21 protein-coding genes are annotated in these 20,996 nt (G+C 73.5%); 10 read left to right on the top strand and 11 right to left on the bottom strand.

The features are described from left to right. Positions 1-124 precede the first annotated feature (124 nt). Entirely contained in the window at positions 125-1,042 is a 918-nt protein-coding gene (locus FHN55_RS03405; protein ID WP_139710811.1) for an alpha-1,2-fucosyltransferase, read from the bottom strand. A gap of 198 nt (positions 1,043-1,240) precedes the next feature. On the opposite strand from FHN55_RS03405, the gene FHN55_RS03400 reads away from it, so the two are divergent. The 3 genes from FHN55_RS03400 (at position 1,241) to FHN55_RS03390 (ending at position 3,937) form a co-directional block, all read left to right on the top strand. Next, positions 1,241-2,158, top strand: coding sequence for an NAD-dependent epimerase/dehydratase family protein (locus tag FHN55_RS03400; RefSeq protein WP_180357613.1), 918 nt, complete (start codon positions 1,241-1,243; stop codon positions 2,156-2,158). After that, positions 2,155-3,381: a DegT/DnrJ/EryC1/StrS aminotransferase family protein gene (locus FHN55_RS03395; protein ID WP_218974309.1), complete on the top strand. Its 1,227-nt coding sequence runs from the start codon at positions 2,155-2,157 to the stop codon at positions 3,379-3,381. The genes FHN55_RS03400 and FHN55_RS03395 overlap by 4 nt, the downstream gene beginning before the upstream one ends. A 172-nt stretch (positions 3,382-3,553) precedes the next feature. Further along, positions 3,554-3,937, top strand: a complete 384-nt coding sequence (locus tag FHN55_RS03390) for a hypothetical protein (RefSeq protein ID WP_139710807.1) — start codon at positions 3,554-3,556, stop codon at positions 3,935-3,937. A gap of 120 nt (positions 3,938-4,057) precedes the next feature. On the opposite strand, the gene FHN55_RS03385 is transcribed toward FHN55_RS03390, so the two are convergent. Further along, positions 4,058-4,987, bottom strand: coding sequence for a sigma-70 family RNA polymerase sigma factor (locus FHN55_RS03385; RefSeq protein ID WP_218974308.1), 930 nt, complete (start codon positions 4,985-4,987; stop codon positions 4,058-4,060). A 139-nt stretch (positions 4,988-5,126) separates the two neighbouring features. Here FHN55_RS03385 and flgN point away from each other — a divergent pair, with 139 nt between their 5' ends. The 4 genes from flgN (at position 5,127) to FHN55_RS03365 (ending at position 8,760) form a co-directional block, all read left to right on the top strand. Further along, positions 5,127-5,654, top strand: coding sequence for a flagellar export chaperone FlgN (gene flgN, locus FHN55_RS03380; RefSeq protein ID WP_218974307.1), 528 nt, complete (start codon positions 5,127-5,129; stop codon positions 5,652-5,654). A gap of 34 nt (positions 5,655-5,688) precedes the next feature. After that, on the top strand, positions 5,689-7,152 hold the full coding sequence (flgK, locus tag FHN55_RS03375) for a flagellar hook-associated protein FlgK (protein WP_139710806.1): 1,464 nt from the start codon (positions 5,689-5,691) through the stop codon (positions 7,150-7,152). Between the two features lie 4 nt (positions 7,153-7,156). Continuing rightward, positions 7,157-8,218, top strand: coding sequence for a flagellin (locus FHN55_RS03370; RefSeq protein WP_139710804.1), 1,062 nt, complete (start codon positions 7,157-7,159; stop codon positions 8,216-8,218). A gap of 119 nt (positions 8,219-8,337) precedes the next feature. Continuing rightward, the gene (locus tag FHN55_RS03365) at positions 8,338-8,760 is read left to right on the top strand and encodes a flagellar assembly protein FliW (RefSeq protein WP_139710802.1); all 423 of its coding nucleotides are present in this window, start codon (positions 8,338-8,340) and stop codon (positions 8,758-8,760) included. A gap of 494 nt (positions 8,761-9,254) precedes the next feature. Here the strand turns inward: FHN55_RS03365 and FHN55_RS03360 are convergent, their stop codons facing one another. The 9 genes from FHN55_RS03360 to FHN55_RS03320 form a co-directional block, all read right to left on the bottom strand. Further along, positions 9,255-9,737: a hypothetical protein gene (locus tag FHN55_RS03360; RefSeq protein WP_139710800.1), complete on the bottom strand. Its 483-nt coding sequence runs from the start codon at positions 9,735-9,737 to the stop codon at positions 9,255-9,257. Next, positions 9,737-10,099 carry a response regulator gene (locus tag FHN55_RS03355; protein ID WP_139710798.1) on the bottom strand — a complete coding sequence of 121 codons (363 nt, stop codon included), beginning with the start codon at positions 10,097-10,099 and terminating at the stop codon, positions 9,737-9,739. Before FHN55_RS03355 ends, FHN55_RS03360 begins: the two co-directional genes overlap by 1 nt. 34 nt (positions 10,100-10,133) lie before the next feature. Beyond that, entirely contained in the window at positions 10,134-10,619 is a 486-nt protein-coding gene (locus FHN55_RS03350; RefSeq protein WP_139710796.1) for a chemotaxis protein CheX, read from the bottom strand. Next, positions 10,616-10,996: a response regulator gene (locus FHN55_RS03345; RefSeq protein ID WP_139710793.1), complete on the bottom strand. Its 381-nt coding sequence runs from the start codon at positions 10,994-10,996 to the stop codon at positions 10,616-10,618. Before FHN55_RS03345 ends, FHN55_RS03350 begins: the two co-directional genes overlap by 4 nt. Before the next feature lie 76 nt (positions 10,997-11,072). After that, positions 11,073-11,891, bottom strand: coding sequence for a protein-glutamate O-methyltransferase CheR (locus tag FHN55_RS03340; protein WP_139710790.1), 819 nt, complete (start codon positions 11,889-11,891; stop codon positions 11,073-11,075). Next, positions 11,888-13,144 carry a chemotaxis response regulator protein-glutamate methylesterase gene (locus FHN55_RS03335; RefSeq protein ID WP_139710788.1) on the bottom strand — a complete coding sequence of 419 codons (1,257 nt, stop codon included), beginning with the start codon at positions 13,142-13,144 and terminating at the stop codon, positions 11,888-11,890. Before FHN55_RS03335 ends, FHN55_RS03340 begins: the two co-directional genes overlap by 4 nt. A gap of 179 nt (positions 13,145-13,323) precedes the next feature. Then, the gene (locus FHN55_RS03330) at positions 13,324-14,331 is read right to left on the bottom strand and encodes a hypothetical protein (RefSeq protein WP_139710786.1); all 1,008 of its coding nucleotides are present in this window, start codon (positions 14,329-14,331) and stop codon (positions 13,324-13,326) included. A 144-nt stretch (positions 14,332-14,475) separates the two neighbouring features. Beyond that, positions 14,476-14,934 (bottom strand): chemotaxis protein CheW, encoded by a 459-nt coding sequence (locus FHN55_RS03325; protein ID WP_139710784.1) that lies wholly within the window; start codon positions 14,932-14,934, stop codon positions 14,476-14,478. A gap of 1 nt (position 14,935) precedes the next feature. Further along, complete coding sequence (locus FHN55_RS03320) at positions 14,936-17,305, bottom strand: chemotaxis protein CheA (RefSeq protein ID WP_257570678.1); 2,370 nt, start codon at positions 17,303-17,305, stop codon at positions 14,936-14,938. Positions 17,306-17,610: 305 nt separating this feature from the next. Between FHN55_RS03320 and FHN55_RS03315 the strand changes: the two genes are divergently transcribed. Genes FHN55_RS03315 through FHN55_RS03305 form a run of 3 tightly spaced genes read left to right on the top strand, consistent with a single transcriptional unit; the run spans position 17,611 to position 20,995 of the window. Further along, the gene (locus FHN55_RS03315) at positions 17,611-18,060 is read left to right on the top strand and encodes a DUF4383 domain-containing protein (RefSeq protein ID WP_139710780.1); all 450 of its coding nucleotides are present in this window, start codon (positions 17,611-17,613) and stop codon (positions 18,058-18,060) included. Between the two features lie 11 nt (positions 18,061-18,071). After that, the gene (locus FHN55_RS03310; RefSeq protein WP_139710778.1) at positions 18,072-19,979 is read left to right on the top strand and encodes a bifunctional diguanylate cyclase/phosphodiesterase; all 1,908 of its coding nucleotides are present in this window, start codon (positions 18,072-18,074) and stop codon (positions 19,977-19,979) included. Further along, positions 19,976-20,995: a diguanylate cyclase gene (locus FHN55_RS03305; RefSeq protein ID WP_139710776.1), complete on the top strand. Its 1,020-nt coding sequence runs from the start codon at positions 19,976-19,978 to the stop codon at positions 20,993-20,995. Before FHN55_RS03310 ends, FHN55_RS03305 begins: the two co-directional genes overlap by 4 nt. The last annotated feature ends 1 nt before the right edge of the window (position 20,996 follow it).

Genomic DNA, 20,996 nt, shown 5'->3' with positions numbered 1-20,996 from the left:
GTACCGGCGAAAACCACGGCTTCTCCTCTCGCAGGTGTTCAACACGATGGCCTCTTCGTCCCGATCGTCCGGCACGAACGGCCCCTGGGAGCGCAGCCACGCCGGTGCAACCAGCAGCTCCCTCTCAGCGCGCCCCAACCGCGACGCGAGGGTCGTCCGCCCGCGCTGCACCGGCCCCATGGCCGGGCGAAGGACTCGCCCCCAGGGTGAGCCAGTGCCTCGGGAGGATGTCGTCGGTGTTGTGCGTGCGGTCGGCGAGGAAGGGTCGGGGGCCGATGACGACCTGCCGGTCGGTCTTCCCCAGCCAGGCGCCCCACCAGCTGTAGGTGCTGTTGGCGATGACGTGGTGGTCGCACGCGGCCATGAGGAGCATGTCCTCCACGGGAGGCGTTCCCGGTGGGGCGTGGAAGACCGTGGTCCGCGAGCCCGAGAATCGGGTCTTGCACCACTCGGGGTCGTCGGAGAAGACGAAGAACCACGGGTCCTCGACGGTGCGGGTGATGACGTCACGCGCACGGGCGTAGTAGTCGAGGGTGCACGTGCCGTGGAAGCGGTTCGTGTGCGCCTCTGAGACGTAGTCGCCGCGCCTGACGTGGACGGCGACGGGAGCCCCGCCCCGGGCCCGGTGAGCGTCGATGGCCGCGCGCGCTCCCGCTGCATACTCGGTGGGGAGGCTCGTTCGGCGGAAGTCCCGGCGCAGGACGTCCTCGACGTCGTGGAAGTAGTCCTCGCTGACGTAGTTGCCCTTCATGAGCACGTGGGGTCTGTCCAGCTCCAGCACGGCCTGGTCGACGTGCAGGTGGCGAGGTCTGACCACTGTCACGGCTTCGTCCAGCCGACCGCAGATCTCGTCGGCCTGCTCGGGGCTCAGGAGGACGGCCTGGACGTCGAAGTGGTGCAGCTCCAGCTGGAACTTCGTGTACGTCCGGTAGTTCCGCGGGTCGATCAGCACGTCGGCCCCGTGTTTCAGCGCGAGCCGGCGTGCAGCGGCGTAGCCGAACATCTGGCTGGCCAGGCCTCCCTCGACCTGAGCGATCGTCATGTCACTCCTTCGGCCCAGGCGCTTCCGGGCTTGAGGTCTCGGCCCTGGCTCAAGGATTCGCCCGTTCGGCCGATGCACCTGGAGGAGCGCTGGAGGCGCGAGAACACTGACCGCCAGGAGGAACCCGTGGGAGCATCACGAACTGTCGAGCTACGCCGGGACTCCCAGCAAACGCTGCCGGCGGTCTCCAGGGTCCTCGTGACCGGCAGCGCCGGGCTCCTCGGCAGTGCGCTGCGCTCAGTCGTCGCGAGGGGCGGCGGAGCCCTCGAAGTCGTCTTCGCCACGCGGTCCGACGCAGACCTGAGCGACCCGCGGGCGACCCGTGATCTGCTGGGCCGGACCCGGCCCGACGTCATCGTGCACGGCGCGGCGCGCGTCGGCGGGATCAAGGCCAACGCCGCTGACCAGACCGGCTTCCTGCTCGACAACCTCGCGATCGACACCTCGCTCTTCCGCGCAGCGCTGGACGCCGGCGTGGAGCGCCTGGTCTACCTGGGCAGCTCCTGCACCTACCCGCGCGACCACCGGCAGCCGCTCGTCGAGACCGACCTGCTCCAGGCCCCCCTCGAGCCGACCAACGAGGGCTACGCGCTCGCCAAGCTGGCGGGCACGCGCCTGTGCCAGTTCGCCTCCGCCCAGCACGGTGTCGCCTACCGCGCCCTCGTCGCCTCCAACCTCTACGGTCCAGGCGACGACTTCTCCACTGACCGCGCGCACCTTGTCGCTGCCGCGATCGCCAAGGTGCACGCGGCCAAGGTCGCCGGCTCACCGACCGTCACGATCTGGGGAGACGGCACCGCCCGTCGCGAGTTCACCTACGCCGGTGACGTGGCGAGCTGGATCCTCGGGAGCCTGCCCCGCCTCGAGCTGCTGCCGCCGGTCCTCAACCTCGGAGCGGGGGTCGACCACTCGGTGACCGAGTACTACGAGGTGGCCCGGTCCGTCGTCGGCTACGAGGGCGAGTTCGTCTACGACACGAGCATGCCGAAGGGCATGCACCAGAAGCTCATGGACAGCTCCAGGGCCCGCGCCCTCGGCTGGGCTCCCGCGACGAGCCTGGCGGACGGCATGCTCGCCACCTACGAGAAGTACGTCGGATCGCTGGTGCCGGCGTGAGCGTTCTGGTGAGGGTGCCCGGCCCCCGCACGGAGGCGCCGGTGCAGGTCCAGCAGCACGGCCTCCCCCTGGCTACGAGCACCTGGGACCACCGAGAGCTGCAGGCCCTCCAGGACGTCATCGCATCCGGGCAGTTCACGATGGGCGCCCACGTGCGCGCCTTCGAGCAGGCCTTCGCAGAGACCTTCGGCGCACGCCACGCCGTCATGGTCAACTCCGGGAGCAGCGCCAACCTCCTCATGGTGGCCGCCGCCGTCCTGGACGACCGGATCGACCTCAACCCCGGCGACGAGGTCCTCGTCACCGCGGTCTCCTGGGCCACGACGTACTACCCGCTCACGCAGTACGGACTGCGTCCCGTACTGGTCGACGTCGACCCGCACACGCTGAACATCGACATCGAAGCGGCGCGGGCCCGGTGCACCGACCGCACCAAGGGCATCATGGCTGTCAACCTCCTCGGCAACCCCAACCGCTTCGACGAGCTGCAGCGGCTCGCAGCGGAGGAAGGGCTAGTGGTCCTCGAGGACAACTGCGAGTCGATGGGCGCCACCTTCGCCGACCGCAGCGCAGGCACGTTCGGCCTCATGGGGACCTTCAGCACGTTCTTCTCCCACCACATCTCCACGATGGAGGGCGGGGTCGTCGTCACCGACGACGAGCACCTCGCGCACATGCTCCTGTCACTGCGCTCCCACGGCTGGACGCGGAACCTCCCCGAGGGCAGCCCGCTGCGCCCCGCAGGTTCCAAGGGCTTCCACGACCTCTTCCAGTTCGTGCTGCCGGGCTACAACGTGCGGCCGCTGGAGATGTCCGGCGCCGTGGGCCTGCACCAGCTCGAGAAGCTGCCGGCGATGGTCGCGACACGCCGCGCCAACGCAGACGCCTTCCGGGAGCTCATGTCCCGTGTGCCCGGCGTGCGCATCCAGCAGGAGGTCGGCGAGAGCAGCTGGTTCGGGTTCTCCTGCGTCCTGGTGGACCACCTCGCCGGGCGGCGGGATGACGTCGTCGCAGCGCTCGCGGAGGTCGGCGTGCAGACCCGCCCGGTCGTCGCCGGGAACTTCGCTCGCAACCCCGTCGTGCGCCACCTGAACGCCGACACCAGCGGCAGCCTCGTCCACGCCGACGAGGTGCACGACAACGGCTTCTACCTCGGCAACCACCACTACTTCGTGGGCGAGGCCCTGGAGCGCGTCGCCCACGTGCTCGACAGCTTCCGCTGACGACCTCCCACCCGCTGCGCTCCAGAGCCACCGGCTCCGGAGCGCAGCCGCGTCACCGGCGCCGATCGGGTGACCTCGCTGGTCAAACGCTCAGCCGATGCCGATGACTGATCCGTGACCACCAGCAGGAGGCTGGAGGCCGGGACCACGGAGGGCTCCCATGATCACTGGCGTGACAGCAGTCGCTCCTGGAGGCGACAGCGGACCTGTCCGCGTCGCCGTCTCCACCGCGGCTTCCGCGCAGGCCGCGAGCGACGGTGCGCCGTCATCGACCTCGTCGGCGCCGGTCGCCGTGGCGAAGCCGGAGCGGAGCTCCAAGGGGTCGTCGCCCCAGAACCAGGCGGGCGGTGACCCGGGCGACCGGAACGCCACCGGCGCGTACCTGGCGAGCCTGCTCGCGGCGTCGATCACAGGTCGCGCCCCGGAGGGGCCGCGGCCGTCGAAGATCACCCCTGAGCGCCTGTCGGTGCTCATCTCCTACCTGGAGGCGACCGTGTCCTCGACGAGGCCGGCGGCCGCTGCCCACGAGGAGCACGCGGTCGACGTGAAGAGCTGACCGCTCCCCCGCACCACGAGGAGGCCCCCGCGCAGATCGCGCGGGGGCCTTCTCACGTGGGGCCCCACCGCCGCCCGGGTGGGGAAGTCACCGGGCGGCGGCCGGGGGTCTGGGGGCGGCTCAGCCCGTAGCGGACCAGCCGGTGCGGCGCTGGGCCGGGACGGGCGAGGCGGCCGCCGTCGTCGTCGCGGGGGCCAGCGAGTCGGCCGCCACTGCGGCCGTGGCGGTCGGTGCGACGGACGCGTGCGCGGCCACGGCCGCGAAGTACGCCTGGCGGCGCCGGTCGACCACGCCGCCGGGACGCTCCACCGGAGCGACCATCGTGGGCTCCAGGGAGGCGTTCATCCCGTCGCGCATGAGGCCGAGGGCCTCGGTGCGGAGCTGGCTGATGCGCGACTCGGTGACGCCCAGCTCGGCGGCCATGTCGGCCACGGAGCGGTCCTCGAGGTAGAGGCCGGCGACGACGACGCGCAGCCGCTCCGGCAGCGCGTGCACGGCGGCCTTGAGGTAGCGGACCTGCTCGCCCTGGAGAACGTGCTCCTCCGGGCCGATGCCGCGCTGCGGGAGCACGTCGGACAGGGCGCCGTCGAAGGCGTCGAGGGAGACGACGGCGCGTTGGACGTCGTTCTTGACGGCGTCGACCTCATCGGGGGCGCACCCCATGGCGGCGGCGAGCTCGTCGCGGGAGGGCCTGCGGCCCAGCTCGGTGGTGAGCCGCTCCTCCACTCCCTCCAGCGCACGGGCCCGGGAGCGGGCGCCGCGGGGCGCCCAGTCCATGCCGCGCAGCTCGTCGAGCAGCGCGCCGCGGATGCGCAGCGTGGCGTAGCGGGCGAACGGCACGCCGGTCGCCACGTCGAAGCTCGCGGCGGCGGCGGCGAGCGCCGCCATGCCCGCGGAGACGAGGTCGTCGCGCAGCACGTGGCCCGGCAGGCGCACGAGCATCTCGTTCACCTGGTAGCCGACGATCGGCAGGTGGGTGGTCACGAGCTCCTCCACGGCGCCGCGGGAGAGCGGGGTCCGGGAGGAGGGCGACGACGTCGATCCGGTCACGGAAGATGTCTCGGTCGATCGGCGCGTCGGCTTGAGCCGAGCGGGTGGACCTCCCCCGGTTGCGCTCAGGACGGCGCATCCGCCGGCCGTTTGCTCTCAGCTTCTCCTCAGCCCCGTCGTCGGGGTGCCGATGGACAGCGTGAAGGACCGCACCGCCGTGGTGCAGTCGGCAGCGATGGGAGGGCGCGTGGGCGTCGCCGAGGTCTCCAACGTGCTGTGGCGCGAGCGCGAGCAGCTGGAGCTGCTCCTGTTCAAGCTGGAGGAGGAGCGTCTGATCCTCGCCAGCGGCAGCAGCCGGTGGGTGGCGCACGCCTCCCACGAGGTGCAGCTGCTCGTGGAGCAGCTGCGAGAGACCGAGCTGCTGCGCAGCATGGAGGTCGACGCCTACGCCGCGAGCATCGGCATGCCGCCGTCGTCGTCCCTCAAGGACCTCGCCACCGCCTCCGACGGGCCGTGGGCGTCCATCCTGACCTCCCACCGCGACGCGCTGCTGGAGCTGACCTCGGAGATCGCCCGGGTCTCCGCGCAGAACCGCGAGGTGCTCGCCGTGGCCGCCCGCGCCACGCGGGAGACCCTGCTGAACCTCACCGGCACGCTCGAGACGTACGCCCCCACGGGCCGCACGACGTCGCCGGCGCCCGCGCACCTCGTCGACCGAGCGCTCTGACGCTCCCACCCCCGCGAACCCGAGGACTCCGACCATGAGCACCTTCTCCGGCATCAACGCCGCGGTGACGGCGCTGCGGGCCCACCGCAGCGCGATGGACGTCATCGGGCAGAACGTCGCCAACGTCAACACCCCCGGCTACACCCGCCAGCGCGCCGAGCTCGAGATGCTCAACGCACCCGGCGGCTCCGGGATGCTGACCGGCAACCCCGTCACCGGGGGCGGCGTGCGCGTCGCCGAGATCACCCGTGCCTTCGACGCCGTGCAGTCCCAGCGCGTCAACGTGCAGACCGGTGACCACGCCCTGCAGCAGCAGCGGGCCGACACGCTGTCGGGCCTGGAGTCGCTGACGCAGGAGCCCAGCGACGCCGGCCTGGCCACCCAGCTCAACAAGATGTGGGCCGCCTTCGCGGACGCCGCGACCAAGGTCGGGTCCACCAACGCCGACGCCGCGGCACGCCAGTCGGTGCTGGGTGCGGCTCAGAACGTGGTCACCACGCTCCACGCGGCCTGGAACACCATCAACGACCAGTGGTCGACGATGCGCACGCAGGTCAGCGCCGACGTCGACGAGGTCAACACCCTCGCCGGCAGCGTCGCCACGCTCAACGAGCAGATCCAGAAGGCCGTCACCACCGGCGGGGCCGCCAACGAGCTCAAGGACAGGCGCGACCAGCTGGTCACCCGCATCGTCGAGCTCACCGGCGCCACCACCCAGGCCGCGGCCAACGGGCAGACCGACCTCTACCTGGGCGGCGGGCTGCTGGTGCAGGGCAACCTGACCACCAAGCTGACGGTCAGCCAGACGCCCACGAGCATGACGGACGTCCTCAAGGGCCAGGCGGCCGGCGCGACGCCGGCCGAGGTCGCGAACGGCACCATCGTGGTGAAGCTCGGCGACAACACCGTCACGCCGTTCAGCGGCAAGATCACCGGTGAGCTGGAGGCGCTGCGCACCACGCTGCCGGGCGCCTCCGCCAAGTACGACGCGGTCGCGCAGAGCCTGGCCACCCAGGTCAACGCCCTGCAGACGGCGACGACGGCGGTGGACGGCAACGGCGTCACGCCCCCCAAGAAGCTGTTCAGCGGTGACGTGCCGGCCGGCACCTTCACCGCCCAGAGCATCACCATCGACACCTCCTTCACCAGCAAGGACCTGGCGCTGGGCTCGGTGGGCAAGGGCGTCAAGGACGGCTCGAACGCTGCTGCGATCGCCGCGGTCGGCACCTCCGCCACCAGCCCCGACAGCGTCTGGGCCAGCTACGTCTCCAAGCTGGGCGCCGACAGCGCGTCCGCCGTGGCCCGCACCACCTCCGCCCAGGCGGTGCTGACGGCGTCCATCGCGGACCAGCAGGGCGCCGCCGGCGTCTCGCTGGACGAGGAGAGCGCCGACCTCATCGCCGCCCAGCGCGCCTACCAGGGCGCAGCGCGCGTGCTGACCGCGGTCGACGAGATGCTCGACACGCTCATCAACAAGACCGGACTCGTGGGCAGGTGATGACATGACCGAGCGCGTGACCCACCGGTCCATCCAGGAGGCCTCCCTGGCGCGGATCCAGGGCAACCTCCAGACGATGGGCCTGCTGCAGGCGCAGATCTCCAGCGGCAAGAAGATCACCAAGCCGTCGGACGACCCGTCGGGCACGGTCTCGAGCCTCGCGCTGCGCCAGCAGCTGCGGCTCAACGACCAGTACGCCCTGCAGGCGAACGACGGCACGAGCTGGCTCAACGTCCAGGACACCGCGCTGCAGACGATGAGCTCCCAGATCACCGCGGCGCGCACCCTCGTGGTGAAGGCCCTCAGCGAGGGCAGCAACACCGACGGCACCCGCACCGCCATCTCGGTGGAGCTCGACGGCATCACCCAGACCGTGCTGTCGCTGGCGAACACCCAGTACCAGGGCCGCAACGTCTTCGCCGGCACGTCCGGCGGCACGCGAGCGGTCACCCTCACCAGCCCCGAGGTGCCGATCTCCGCCGGTCCGCCGGCGGTCACCACGTACACCCCCGCCGTGTACACGTGGAGCGCCACGGGCGTCGCCGCGGGCGGCACCGACCCGGCCACGAGCGCCGTCGTGCCGCTGGGCACGGACACCCCGGTGACCCGCCAGGTCGACGCGCAGAGCAGCGTCCGCGTGGACAGCAACGGCGCCGCCATGCTCGGGGCGGACGTCGCCGGCAACGGCGTGGCCGCCGGCCAGTCGGTCTTCTCGCTGCTCCAGCAGATCAGCACCGAGATCAAGACCCCCGGGTCCACCGGAGCCGTGGCCGACCCCGCCAAGCACGCCTCGAAGCTGGCCGAGCTGCTCGACGAGCTGGACAGCGCGTCCGGCAAGGTGCTCGAGGGCCTCGCGGACGTCGGTGCCCGCACCAACCGCATCGAGCGCGCCCAGCAGGTGGCCTCGTCGGCGAAGTACGAGCTCACCGACCAGCTGTCCAAGGTCGAGGACGTCGACCTGCCCGCGGTGATGATCCAGATGTCCCTGCAGGAGACCGCCTACAAGGCGGCGCTGCAGGTCACGTCCAAGACGCTGAACACCAGCCTCATGGACTTCCTGCGCTGACCCCGGTGAGCGCCCTCCTTGCAGCGCCTCGCGCGCTGAGCACCCACCAGACGGAACCCTCCACAGCCACGGACGGCGCGGACCACTCGAGGAGACTCGTGAGCAGTACCGTGATCGTGATGGACAGCGAGACGACGGCGGGGGACACCGCCGGAGCACCTGACCTCACCGAGGTCCGCTTCGCCGCGCCCCTGCTGGGGCTGGAGCACCTGAGCCGCTTCGCCCTGGTCGAGATCGACCCGGACAGCCCCCTCATGGCGCTGCACAGCCTCGAGGACGAGGCGGTCAGGCTGTTCGTGCTCGACCCGGCCGTGGTCGTGTCCGGCTACTCCCCCACCTTCGACGGCGTCGCCCGCGCCGCCGTCGGCCTCGCCCCCGGCGAGGAGGGCGCGCTGCTCGTGGTGGTCAGCCCGGGTGCGTCGCTGGAGGACTCCACCGTCAACCTGCTCGCCCCGGTCCTCGTGAACCCCGCCACGGGCGTCGCCGCCCAGGTGGTGCTCACCGGCAGCACCTACCCGCTGCGCCAGCCGCTGGCGGCCTGAGGCACCAGCTCCACCCGCTGTGCCGCAGAGGCCGGCGCCCCGCCCGGGGCGCCGGCCTCTGGCGTTGCCGGACCAGCGCGCACGCCGTCGTCCGACCGCTCCACCCGACGACGCCGACCTCGGCGCTGGACCGCGGCGGGCGGCGTGAGTCGTCGTCCTGAGCGACGCCGACCTCGGTCGACGCGGACCACCTGCACCCGCCGCCGTCGTCGTCGTCCTCAGCAGCGTCGACGGACGTCGCGCCGGAGCGGGTCTGGGTGGAGCGGAACCACTCCCGGACTGGCACGGGGCCACCCCGTGCCACTCCTGCTGGCACGGGGTGGCCCCGTGCCAGTGGAGGAGGGCTGGGGAGGAGGACGACGACGCGCCGACCGGCCAGCACAGCGGCCGGCCGCGGACGCGCGGAAGGGCCGGCTCCCCCAGCAGGGGGAACCGGCCCACCGAGCGCTGCCGAGCGCTGACCGACCCGCGAGGGCCGGACGTGCGGGGCGGCGTCAGACCAGCACGACCGCCAGGGCGCCCTTGCCGTACCCCTTGACCTCGACCGCGTAGTCGACGCGGCCGCCGCGCTTGGCGAGGTTGGCCGCGACGTCGGCAGCGAGCGCCTCACCGGGGGCGTGGTGGCTGTACAGCCGCAGGTGCGGGGAGCCGGGGGTGTTGAAGAGCGACGCCATGATGTTGAGCACCTCGGCGGCGTTCTCGCGGTAGGTCTTCGGCAGGTCGCCCTCGGAGGCGAAGTCCTGCGCGGCACCCGGGGGCATGAGGCCGATGGCCGCGCCGGTGTAGACCGCCAGCGGCAGGTCCACGGCGACGAGGGCGCGCATGACGAGGGTGTCGTCGACGTAGGTGGCCACGAGGTTCTTGCCGGACGCGTCGAGCGTGCCGCCCTCGTGGAACTCGCACGTCTTGCCGAGCAGGCCCTCGAAGAGGTCCTTGACGTCCTTGGCCGCGGGCAGCGGCGTGGTGGCGGTGGACATCAGCCGATCACCGCGCCCAGGTGGTCCTCGAAGGTCTCGGCGGTGAACGGCTTGGCGATGAGGAACAGCGCGCCGGCGGAAGCCGCCGTGGAGCGCATGTCGTCGGAGCCCTCCGAGGTCACGAAGCCGAACGGCACGTCGGAGCCGGAGGCGCGCAGGGCGCGCAGGCACTCGATGCCGGTCATCTCGGGCATGTTCCAGTCGGACAGCACCAGGTCCGGCCGCTCGCTGGCGACCTTGTCGAGGGCGTCGCGGCCGTTCTCGGCCTCCACGACCTCGTGGCTGTCGTAGCCCGCCTGGCGCAGGGTGCGGATCACGATCTGCCGCATCACGCGGCTGTCGTCAGCGATGAGGATCTTCACGGTCGGTTCCCTCGCGGTTGGGGTGGGTGGTCGGTCAGCTCGGCAGCGGGACGGAGCAGATGGCGATGTCGAAGGGCTGGCCGCGCCAGAGGCTGGCGATGCGGTGCTCGTCGACGCCGTTGTGGGGCGCGTCGGTGCCCACGAGGGGCAGCGTGAGGGTGGACGCCTCCGGCAGGAGGGCCTTGAGGCCGCCGCCGACGACGTTGGCGAGCTCGCCGAAGCCGTCCTCGACGTCCTCGGGGTCGAGCACCTCGGGGGCCCGTCCGCGCAGCAGGGCACGGGTGAGCTCCTCAGCGGTGCCGGGCGAGCAGGTGAGGACGACGCGTCCGCGCCAGGGGCCGTCGATGCCGACCCACGCGCTGACGGTCTCCTCGGGCAGCTCGCCCTCGAGCGGGACGAGGACCTCGTCCTCACCGACGAAGGAGGCGAAGATCTCGTCCGCGATGGCGCGGACGCTGTCCTCGGGGAGCAGCTCGGCGGGGGTCACCGCGGCCGAGGGGGTGTCCAGGAGCTCGCTCACGGCACCTCCACCGGGACCAGCCCGAGCAGCGACAGCTTGTCGCGCAGCGCGTCGGGCGTGAACGGCTTGATGAGGTACTCGTGGGCGCCGGCGGCGAGGGCCCGGACGATCTGCCCGTGCTCGCTCTCCGTGGTCACCATCATGAGCGTGACGTCGCGCCACGCGGCGTTGGCGCGGACCGCGCTGACGAAGGACAGGCCGTCCATGACGGGCATGTTCCAGTCGATGCAGGCGAGGTCGGGGACGCGCCCGGCCTCGAGGACGTCCAGCGCCTCGCGGCCGTCACCGGCCTGCTCGACCTCGTACCCGAGGTCCTCGAGGATGCCGCCCACGATCCGGCGCATCGCGCGCGAGTCGTCGATCACCAGTGCGTGCACTGCTCTCCCTCTCTCTGTGAGACCCGTCGCTGTCTGCGTCCGGGGTGGTGCTGGTCGGTGCTGGGCCGTCGGACCGTCAGCTGACGGGCCGGTAGGCGGAGGTGCGGCCCAGGGCCACCCGCTCCCACCCGGCGTCGACGCCGAGCGTGGTCTCCGCGGCCCCGAGGAACAGCCAGCCGTCGGGCCGCATGAGGGCGCGGACCCGGCGCAGGATGTCCTGCTTGGTGGGGACGTCGAAGTAGATGAGCACGTTCCGCAGGAAGACCACGTCGAACGGGCCCATCCGCGGGTACGGCTGCGCGAGGTTGAGCTGGCTGGCGGTCACCATGGCCCGCAGGGCCGGGGCGACCTCCCACTCGGCTCCGGCGCGGGTGAAGTGGCGCACGAGCATCGGAGCGGGCAGGCCGCGGTTGACCTCGAGCTGGCTGAAGCGGCCGGCCCTGGTGCGCTCCACCATCTCCACCGACAGGTCGGTGGCGGTGATGGCCAGGCGCGAGGCGGCGGCGGGCACGGTGTCGGAGGCGACCATCGCGATCGTGTAGGCCTCCTGCCCGCTGGAGCAGGCCGCGGACCAGAAGCGCAGCTTCTCGCCCGGGTTGCGGGTGGCGAGCAGCTGGGGGAACACCGTGGTGCCCAGCTGGGAGAAGGGGTCGCCGTCGCGGAACCACGACGTCTCGTTGGTGGTGAGCGCCTCCACGATCGACTGCGTGGTGGCGCGGTCGGGGTGGCGGCGGGCCTTCTCGACGAGCTCCGCGACGCCGGAGGCGCCGGCGCGGCGGGCCAGCGGCAGCAGGCGCGCCTCGACGAGGTACTCCTTGCCGGGGCTCAGGACGATGGCGCTCTCGCGGCGGACCAGGTCGGCCACGAAGCCGAAGTCGCTGGCGGCCAGGCTCATCGAGCACCTCCGAACAGGGGCGGGCGCGTGGTGGACGGCACCGCGGGGCGGGAGTAGGCGGGGGACGCCGCAGGCACCAGGGAGGGCCGGGCAGCGGGTGGGGCAGGAGGCGGCGGGGCGGTGGCGGCGGTGGCGACGGGAGGGCGCTGCGCGCCGGCGCCGCGCGGCAGGCGCCGCAGCACGGCGTCCGCGATGGACCCCAGCGGCAGCACCTCGTCGGCGCTGCCGGAGGTGGTGACGGCACCGGGCATGCCCCAGACCACCGAGGTGGCCTTGTCCTGGGCGATGACGTAGCCGCCGGCGGCGCGCACGCGGGCCGCGCCGAGCTTGCCGTCCGAGCCCATGCCGGTCAGGACGACGGCGAGGACGGCGCCGTCGTAGGCGTCGACCACGGAGCGGAAGAGCGGGTCGACGGCGGGGCGGCAGAAGTTCTCCGGCGGGTCCTGCGTCAGCACGGTCCGCTTCTCGCGGTCGGCGGTCGTGACCGTGAGGTGCCAGTCGCCGGGGGCCAGGTGCACGGTGCCGGGCCGCAGGACGGTGCCGGCGGTCGCCTCGACCACGTCGAGGGCGCACAGCCTGTCCAGGCGCGCGGCGAACTGCGCGGTGAACAGCGGCGGCATGTGCTGCACGAGCAGCACCGGGACTGGCAGGTCGCGCGGTAGGCGCGGCAGGACGCTGGTGAGCGCCTCGGGACCGCCGGTGGAGGAGCCGATGACGAGCACGGACGCCTGGCGGGGCGGGACGGTGCGGGGGCCGGGCACGACCGGGGCGGCAGCGCTGCCCCCCGGGACGGCGGCGAGGTCTGCGGCGCGCGGCACGGCGGCCGTCTGCGCGGGGGTGGGGGTGCGGCCGGTGAGGGCCAGCAGCTTGGGCAGCAGCTGCTCGCGCACCTGCGCCATGGACGCCTGCACCGAGCCGACGTTGGCGGGCTTGGTGACGTAGTCGGAGGCCCCCGCGGTCAGCGCCTCGAGGGTCGCGGCGGCGCCGCGGTCCGTCAGGGTGCTGAACATGATGATGGGCAGGCGGCGCTCGGTCTTGCGGATCTCGCGGACCGCCTCGATGCCGTTCATCTCCGGCATCTCGATGTCCATCGTCACGGCGTCGGGGCGCAGGGCCGCGATCTTGCCGAGCGCGAGCCGGCCGTTGGAAGCGGTGCCGACCACCTCGACCTGCGGGTCACCGGAGAGGCAGTCGGTGACGATCTTCCGGACGACGACGGAGTCGTCGACGACGAGCACCCTGATCGGCTGCACCGACGGCCTCCCTGGACTCAGCAGCACCGGCGCTGGTGCGCGGCGTACTGAGGGGATCGGCCGTCAGGGGCGGGGGGTTGAGCGACAGCCGAGGGGGACCTGGGCGCGAGACGGGGGATGCCCCGTTCAGCCCAGGGGCCGCTTCGTCCCTGTCCGCGGGAGGGCCGCTGACCTGCGGCTCAGCAGCCGGCGAGCGTCCGGCCGGTCACGGCCGCCCACGGCTGGGCCAGCAGCTCCAGGGACCCACCGCCCAGCAGGTCGGCCACGAGGACCCCCTGCACGCAGCCGGCCACGGCGTTCCAGACGCCGGTCGCGCCGTCGTCGACGCCGAAGCCCCCGTCCAGGAAGGCCTGCACGGCGAGCATCTGGGCCGCCGCGGCGGCCTCGGTGCGACCCGAGGCGTGCGCGGCCCAGCAGGCGTCGTGCATGGCCTCCGACCAGGACCGGCCCGGGACCCCGTCGCCGGTGCTGGCGGGGGCCAGCCGGGCCTGGGCCGCCAGGCGGGAGGCGTCGACCGCGGCGCGCCAGCGCAGGCGGCCCTCGGCGTCGGTGCCGCGCAGGCCGGAGAGGACCTCCGACAGCGCGGGCCCCCACGGGGTGCTGGGGTCGGGGGCGAGGTCGAACGTCCCGGGGACCGCGCCGGCCACCGCGCGCTCGTAGGGCTCGGACAGGCGCCGGCGCAGGGCGCGGGGCAGCTCGCGGGCGGCGTAGGCGGCCAAGGCGGCGTCCGCCAGGACGTCGGCGGCGAGCGCTCGGTCCAGGGCGCCGTCGTCGTCGACGGTGCTGTCGGAGGAACCGTCGACGGGGCTGTCGAGGCAGCCGAGCGCCTCGGTGCGCACCAGGCGCTCGAAGGCCGCGGCGCTGCCGACCATCGAGCAGCGGAGCTGCTCGGCCAGCGCGGCCAGCCGCTCCCGCTCGCTCGAGCGCTCACCGCCGTCGGTGGGGGGCAGGTGCTGCAGGCGGGGGCCCTCGGAGGCGATCTCGCGGGCGCGGGCGGACTCCTGCGCCGCCAGCAGCGGGTCGCAGGAGGGGTCGGAGGTGCGCAGCGGGTGGTGGGCGGCGAGCAGGGCCCACTCGGCGGGACCGCTGCGCAGGGCCGAGACCACCACGCCGGCGGCCTGGCGGCCGCCAGGCAGCCGGACCAGGTCGTAGCCGAGGGTGGCGGCGCTGGTCAGGGTGTACGGCACCGGCTCAGGGTGCATCGCTGTGCGTGACGACGCGAACCCCGCTCACCCATCCGCCGTAGCGGAGGGTGAGCGGGGTCCAGCGCTGGGTGTCCGATCCGGGCGCTTTGCGGCGCCCGGTCGCAGCCGACCGGGGGTCGGCCGGTGTCAGCCCGTGACGGCGCGGTTGACGTCCAGGGCCAGCAGCAGCCGGCCCTCGGTCTTGTACGCGCCGCGGATCAGGTCGCGCACCTCGCCGTCCAGGGTGTCCGGGACCGGCTCGAAGCTGCGGTCGTCCAGCTCGACGACGTCGGCGATCGAGTCGACCAGCAGGCTGATGGACTCCCCGTGCAGGCGGACCACGATGTTCACCGCGTCCTGGCCCTCCGGGCGCGCCGGCATGGACAGCCGCGCCCGCAGGTCGATGGCGGTGACCACCTCGCCGCGCAGGTTGATCAGACCGGCGATGGCGTCGCTGTGCAGCGGCACCCGCGTGACCTTCTGGGCGCGCAGCACCTCCTGCACCTGCTCGACCTCGAGGCCGTACAGGTGCCCCGCCAGCTCGAAGGTCAGCATGCGGGTCGCGACGGCGGTGGCCGCGGACTTGACGGCGGTCCTCGTGCTCATGTCAGGCCTCCACAGCCAGGGTCAGGCCGTCGGAGCCAGCGGCGTCGGCGGCGATGTGGGAGAAGAACGCCGGGTCGGCGGTGAGGATCGCGGCGCGGACGTCGAGCATCTCCGTGACGCGGTCGGCGATGACGGCCGAGCCCAGCAGGCCGTGGTCGTCGATGTCGGACAGCACCGAGGCGCTGGAGCCGTCGACCACGTCGAGGATCGACGCCACGACGATGGCCACGCTGCGGCCGCCCTGGCGCGGGTCGGCGTACACGACGACCTCCAGGTCGGTGCGGTCGTTCTCGGCGTACGCGCCGAGGTAGCGGTCCAGCCGCACGATCGGGAGGATCTCCCCGCGGTACTGCACCACCTCGCGCGAGCCGACGGTCTCCACGCTGCTCGCGGCGATCCGCTCCAGGCGGGTGACCATGTCCAGCGGGATCGCCACCTGGCGCCCCCCGCCGATGCCGGCGACGAGCAGGCGCTCGCCGGTGCCGGCCGCGGCCTCGGTGCGGTCGTCGCGCAGGCTCTCGAGGCGCTCGGCCGCCACGCCGCGCAGCGCGCGGCGGGCCAGCGACTGCACGTCGAGGATGAGCGCGACCGCGCCGTCGCCGAGGATCGTGGCGCCGGAGAACAGGCCTACCGCCTTGAGCTGGTTGCCCAGCGCCTTGACCACGATCTCCTCGGTGTTGAGCACCCGGTCGACCACGAGGCCGAAGCGGCGCCCCTCGGAGGCGAGGACGGCGATGGTGATCCGCTCGCCGGCGCCGTCGGCGCGCACGCTCGGGGTGACCCCGAGGACGTCGGCGAGGTTGACCAGCGGGAGCAGCTCGCCGCGCAGGCGGTAGACGGGCGCGCCGCCGACCTCCTCCAGCAGGCCCGGGTCGGACTCGACGTCCAGCGCCACGAGCTCCTGCAGGTTGACCCGCGGGATGGCGTACTGCTCGGTGCCCGAGACCACCGTGAGCGCCGGCATGATCGCCAGCGTCAGCGGGATGCGCAGGCGGCACGTGGTGCCGCGGCCGGCGACCGACTCGACCTCGATGGTGCCGCCGATGGCCTCGACGTTGGTCTTCACCACGTCCATGCCGACACCGCGGCCGGAGACGTTGGTGACGGCCGCCGCCGTGGAGAAGCCGGGCGCGAAGATCAGCTGGAGGACGTCGGCCGGGGCCATGCGGTCCAGCACGTCCTGGGTGATGACGCCCTTGCGGACCGCGGAGGCGCCGATGACGGCGGGGTCGATGCCCTTGCCGTCGTCGGAGACCTCGACGACCACCTGGCCGCTCTCGTGGCGGGCCGCCAGGCGCAGCACGCCCTCGCGCGGCTTGCCGGCCGCCACGCGGTCGGCGGGCGCCTCGATGCCGTGGTCGACCGCGTTGCGGACCAGGTGCGTCAGCGGGTCCTTCACGGCCTCGAGCAGCGTCCTGTCGAGCTCGGTCTCGCGGCCGACCATGTCCAGGCGGACCTGGCGGCCGCACTGGGCGCCGAGGTCGCGGACGACGCGCGGCAGCTTGGCCCACAGCGCGTCGATGGGCTGCATGCGCGTCTTCATGACGCCCTCCTGCAGCTCACCGGCGATGAGGTTGAGGCGCTGGGCGGCGCGGGTCAGCTCCAGGTCGTCCGTGAGGACGGCCACCTGGCGCAGGATCTGGTTGCGGGCCAGCACCAGCTCGCCGGTGAGGCGCATGAGGTCGTCGAGGACGTCGACGTCCACGCGGATCGAGGAGTCGGCGGCGCTGCGGCGGTGCTCGCCGTCGTTGGCCGCCGGGGCGGCCTTGGCCGCGGGCTCGGCGGCCTGGACGGGAGCCGCGGCGGGCGCAGCGGCGGGTGCCGGGGCGGTCTCGGCCACCTCGGCTGCCGGCTCGGCGACCGGCTCGTCGGTGTGCTCGTCGGCGTGCTCGTCGACGGCGTCCGGCGCCTCCTCGACGGTCTCGACCGGCTCGGGCGCCGCGGGCGCCTTCGCGCGGCCGCTCTTCGCCGCGGGGGCGGCGGCCGGAGCGGCGGTGCCGTCCAGCACGGCCTTGATCTGGGCCACGGTCGGCTCGACGTCGAGGTCGCCCTCGGAGCCGCTGTCCTCGAGGCTGCCGAGCAGCCCGCGGATGGTGTCCACCATCGCGAGCAGCGCGTCGGCCGTGGCGGGGTCCATGACCATCACGCCGTCGCGCAGCTTGGCGAGGAGGTTCTCGCCCACGTGCGCCACGCTCTCGAGCTTGCTCAGCGCGAGGAACCCGCTGGTGCCCTTGATGGTGTGGATGGTGCGGAAGACGCTCGCGAGCAGCTCTCGCGAGCCGGGCGCCTGCTCGAGCGCCACCAGGTCCCTGTCGAGCTGGTCGAGGTTCTCGTAGCTCTCGACGAGGAACTCGCCGATGATCTCGTCCATGCCGTCCACGCGGCCTCCTCCTCCTGTGTGCTTCTGCCGGTCCGTCCGGGACGGCCGCAGGGCCGCTGAGCCGCCTGCGCCGCCGGAGCGGAGGCGCTGGAGCGGCATCCGCTGGTCACATCGGCGGATGACACCCAGGACCTGAGGCCCCACCACCGAGGACCTGCGGGGCACCCGTTCGGCCGCGCCGGCCGCGCCGGCCCCCGACGACGACCCGGTGCCGTGACCAGGGGTCTCCCTGACGGCCGACGCCCGGCCCGGAGCACCGCGCTCAACAGCACGGCGCCGCGTGCCGATGGGGAGGCATGACCTCCTCCGCCACCAGCCCCCGCACCGAGCCCTCCACCGGCAGCGCCCGCGAGCGCTGGACCCCGGTGCGCCTGGCCGGCGCCGGCCTCGGCTCGGTCTACCTCCTGGTCGGCCTGGTCGGCTTCGTGCTGACCGGCGTCACGTCGTGGTCGATGCACAACAGCGCGACCATCCTGCTGTTCCAGATCAACCCGGTCCACAACGTCGCCCACCTCGGGCTGGGCGCGGCGCTGCTCGTCGGCGGGCTCCTGGGCACCGAGGCCGCGCGCAGCGTGGACCGCCTCGTGGGCTTCGTCTTCCTGCTCCTCGGCCTGGTGGGCCCCTTCGTCATGGGCGGCCACATGGACCCGATCGCGCTGAACAGCCCGGACCACGCGCTGCACCTCGGCACCGCCGCGGTGCTCCTGGGCGTCGTCTGGGCCACGCGCCCCCGCCAGGCCGCCTGAGGGAGGACCCCGTGAGCCAGCCCACCGCCCCCGACGGGTCCAGCGCGCCCGGCGCGCCCGGTCCCCCGCCGGCGTCCGGGGCCCTGCTGCGGCTCCGGTCGGGGGCGCTGCGGACGGCCCACCGCGCCTCGGCCGCCACACCCCTCATCGTCAAGGTCGGCGGTCCCGTCCTGGCGGTGTCGCTGGGCATGGCCCTCTACCTCGAGGGCGCGCTCGACACGGAGGAGTGCGGCGGCACCCCTGCCTGCACCGAGCTCAGCCAGCAGGTCTCCCTCGTGACGACCGACGGCACCGCGCTGCTCCTGGTGGTGCTGTGGCTGGTGTTCATGGCCTTCGTGGGCCGGCGCACCAAGCGCCTGGCCGAGGTCGCGCGGCGCGTGGCCGAGGGCGACCTCACCGCCCGCGTCGGCGGTGTCGTCGACGCCCCGGCCCCGGTCCGGCCCGCTCGTGACGAGCTGATGCTGGTGGCCGGCCAGTTCGACAGGATGATCGACACGCTGGTGGAGGAGCAGCAGCGCCTGAGGGGCCTCACCGAGGAGCTGGAGCACCGCGCCACCCACGACGACGTCACCGGCCTGGGCAACCGCCACCTGCTGCTGCGCCACCTCGAGAAGGCCCTCGGCGCCCCGCGGAGCACGCCCCTGGCCGTGGTCAAGGTGGAGCTGGACGACCTCGCCACCATCGACGCCACGCTCGGCCACGACGTGGGCGAGCTGGTGGTGACCACCACCGCGCTGCGCCTGTCGGCCGCCGTGCGCGGCGACGAGCGGGTGGTCCGCGCCTCCGGCTCGGTCTTCGCGGTGCTCGTGGAGGACGTCCCCGACGACGCCGACGCCGCCGCCATCGCGCTGAGGCTCCTGGAGGTGGTGAACCAGCCCGTGGAGGTGGAGGGGGCCACCGTGGTGCTGAGCGCCTGCGCCGGAGCGGTGCTGCACCGACCCGGTGAGCAGCGCAGCCCGGAGGACGTCCTGCGCGACGCCTCCCTGGCCCTGCACGCCGCCCAGCGGACCGGCGCCGACAACGGCTCCGCGGCCCGCACGGTGCTGTACACCCCCTGCCTGCGCGAGGAGGTGCTCGAGCGCTCCCGGACCGCCGACGAGCTGCGCGCCGCCCTGGCGGGCCAGCCGTCCGCGGGCGACCTGCTCGTGCACTACCAGCCGTACGCGCTGCTGGCAGACCCCTCGCGGGTGGCCGGCTTCGAGGCGCTGGTGCGCTGGCAGCACCCGGCGCGCGGCCTGGTGTCCCCGCTGGACTTCGTGCCCGTGGCCGAGGAGGTGGGCCTGATCCGGCCGATCGGCCTCAAGGTGCTGCAGGACGCCGCCGAGCGGTCGGCCGCCTGGCACGCCCTCGACCCGGCGCGGCCGTGGACCACCAGCGTCAACCTCTCCCCGCAGCAGCTGCTCGACGTCGACCTCGTGCACCGCGTGCGCGACGTCCTGGACCGCACGGGGCTCGCGCCGCAGCTGCTCACCCTCGAGCTCACCGAGACCGCGATGATGCTCGACCTGGACGGCGCGGCCCGGCGCCTGCAGGCGCTGCGGGACCTCGGTGTGGGCATCGCCATCGACGACTTCGGCACCGGGTCGTCGTCGCTGTCCTACCTGCACCAGCTGCCCGTCGACGTGGTCAAGCTCGACCGGGCGTTCATCTCGCGCCTGGAGGACGACACCACGTCGCTGGCCATGGTGCGCGCCGTGCTCGACATCGCCTCCGCGCTCGGCCTGACGACCATCGCCGAGGGCATCGAGACCCCTGGTCAGCTGCGCATCCTCGGCGAGCTGGGCTGCGACAAGGCGCAGGGCTTCCTGCTGTCGCGCCCCGTCCCCCAGGACGTCGCGCAGGACCTGCTCACGGGGGTGCGCCCCCTCGGCGCCCCCGCCGCCGCGCCCGCCGCCGGTGCGGCCGTCCGGCCCCGATGACGACGACGGACGCGCCCGTCCGCCGCACGTCGGCCGCAGAGGCCGCCCGCGCGCTCGGCACGATCGGGCTGCTCTCCTCCGCCTTCGTGCTGGTGTCCACCTTCACCCCCGGCGAGGGGCTCGCCCGCGACCACGTGGGCGTCCGCTGGGTGACGCTGGCGACCGCCGTGCTGGCGCTCGGCATGTTCGCGCCGGTGTGGGGCCGGCTGCCGCGCCGCACGACGCTGGTGATGGCGCCGCTCGCGCTGGTGGTCATCGCGGTGCACAACACCGTCGGCGGTGACGACCCCTACCGCTACGGCGTCTTCTACCTGCTCCTGTTCGTGTGGATCGGCGCGCACCACCCGCGCTGGACGTCGCTGGGCGTCGCCCCGCTGGCGCTGGTGTCGTACACCGTGCCCCTGGTGCTGCTGGGCCACCCCGGCTCCGCCTGGACCGCCGTCTACGCCGTGCCGGTGTTCGTGGTGGTCGGCGAGGTCATCGCGGCCCGCTCGCGCGCGCTGGGCCGCGCCAACGCCGAGCTGCGCCGCCTGGCGCACACCGACCCGCTCACGGGCCTGCTGGACCGCCGGGCGTTCACCACCTCCGCGGAGCGGCTGCGGGCCGGCGGCGAGGCCGGCGTCCTCGTGGCGTTCCTCGACCTCGACGGCTTCAAGCCCGTCAACGACCGCCTCGGGCACGCCGCCGGTGACGCGCTGCTGCAGCGCATCGCCGCCTACCTCGTCAGCGACGTGCGCAGCGGGGACCTCGTCGGCCGGATCGGCGGGGACGAGTTCGCGCTGCTCCTGCGGGGCACCAGCGCCACCGACGAGGACGCCGTGGTCCAGCGGCTGCGCACCGCCGTGGCGGAGGCGTCACCGCCGGACGTCCCCGTCGGGGCGAGCGTCGGCCTGGCCCGCCTGGACGACCACCCCGACGTCGAGGCCGCGCTGCGAGCCGCCGACACCGCCATGTACTCCGCCAAGCGCGCGAACCGCCGGGAGGACGAGCTGGCAGCGGGGCGCTCCCCCGCCTGAG

Origin of the sequence: Streptomyces sp. NP160, from assembly GCF_006335115.1 — a bacterium.
GTDB lineage: Bacteria > Actinomycetota > Actinomycetes > Actinomycetales > Quadrisphaeraceae > Quadrisphaera.
This window is presented reverse-complemented; position numbering and strand designations above follow the sequence as displayed.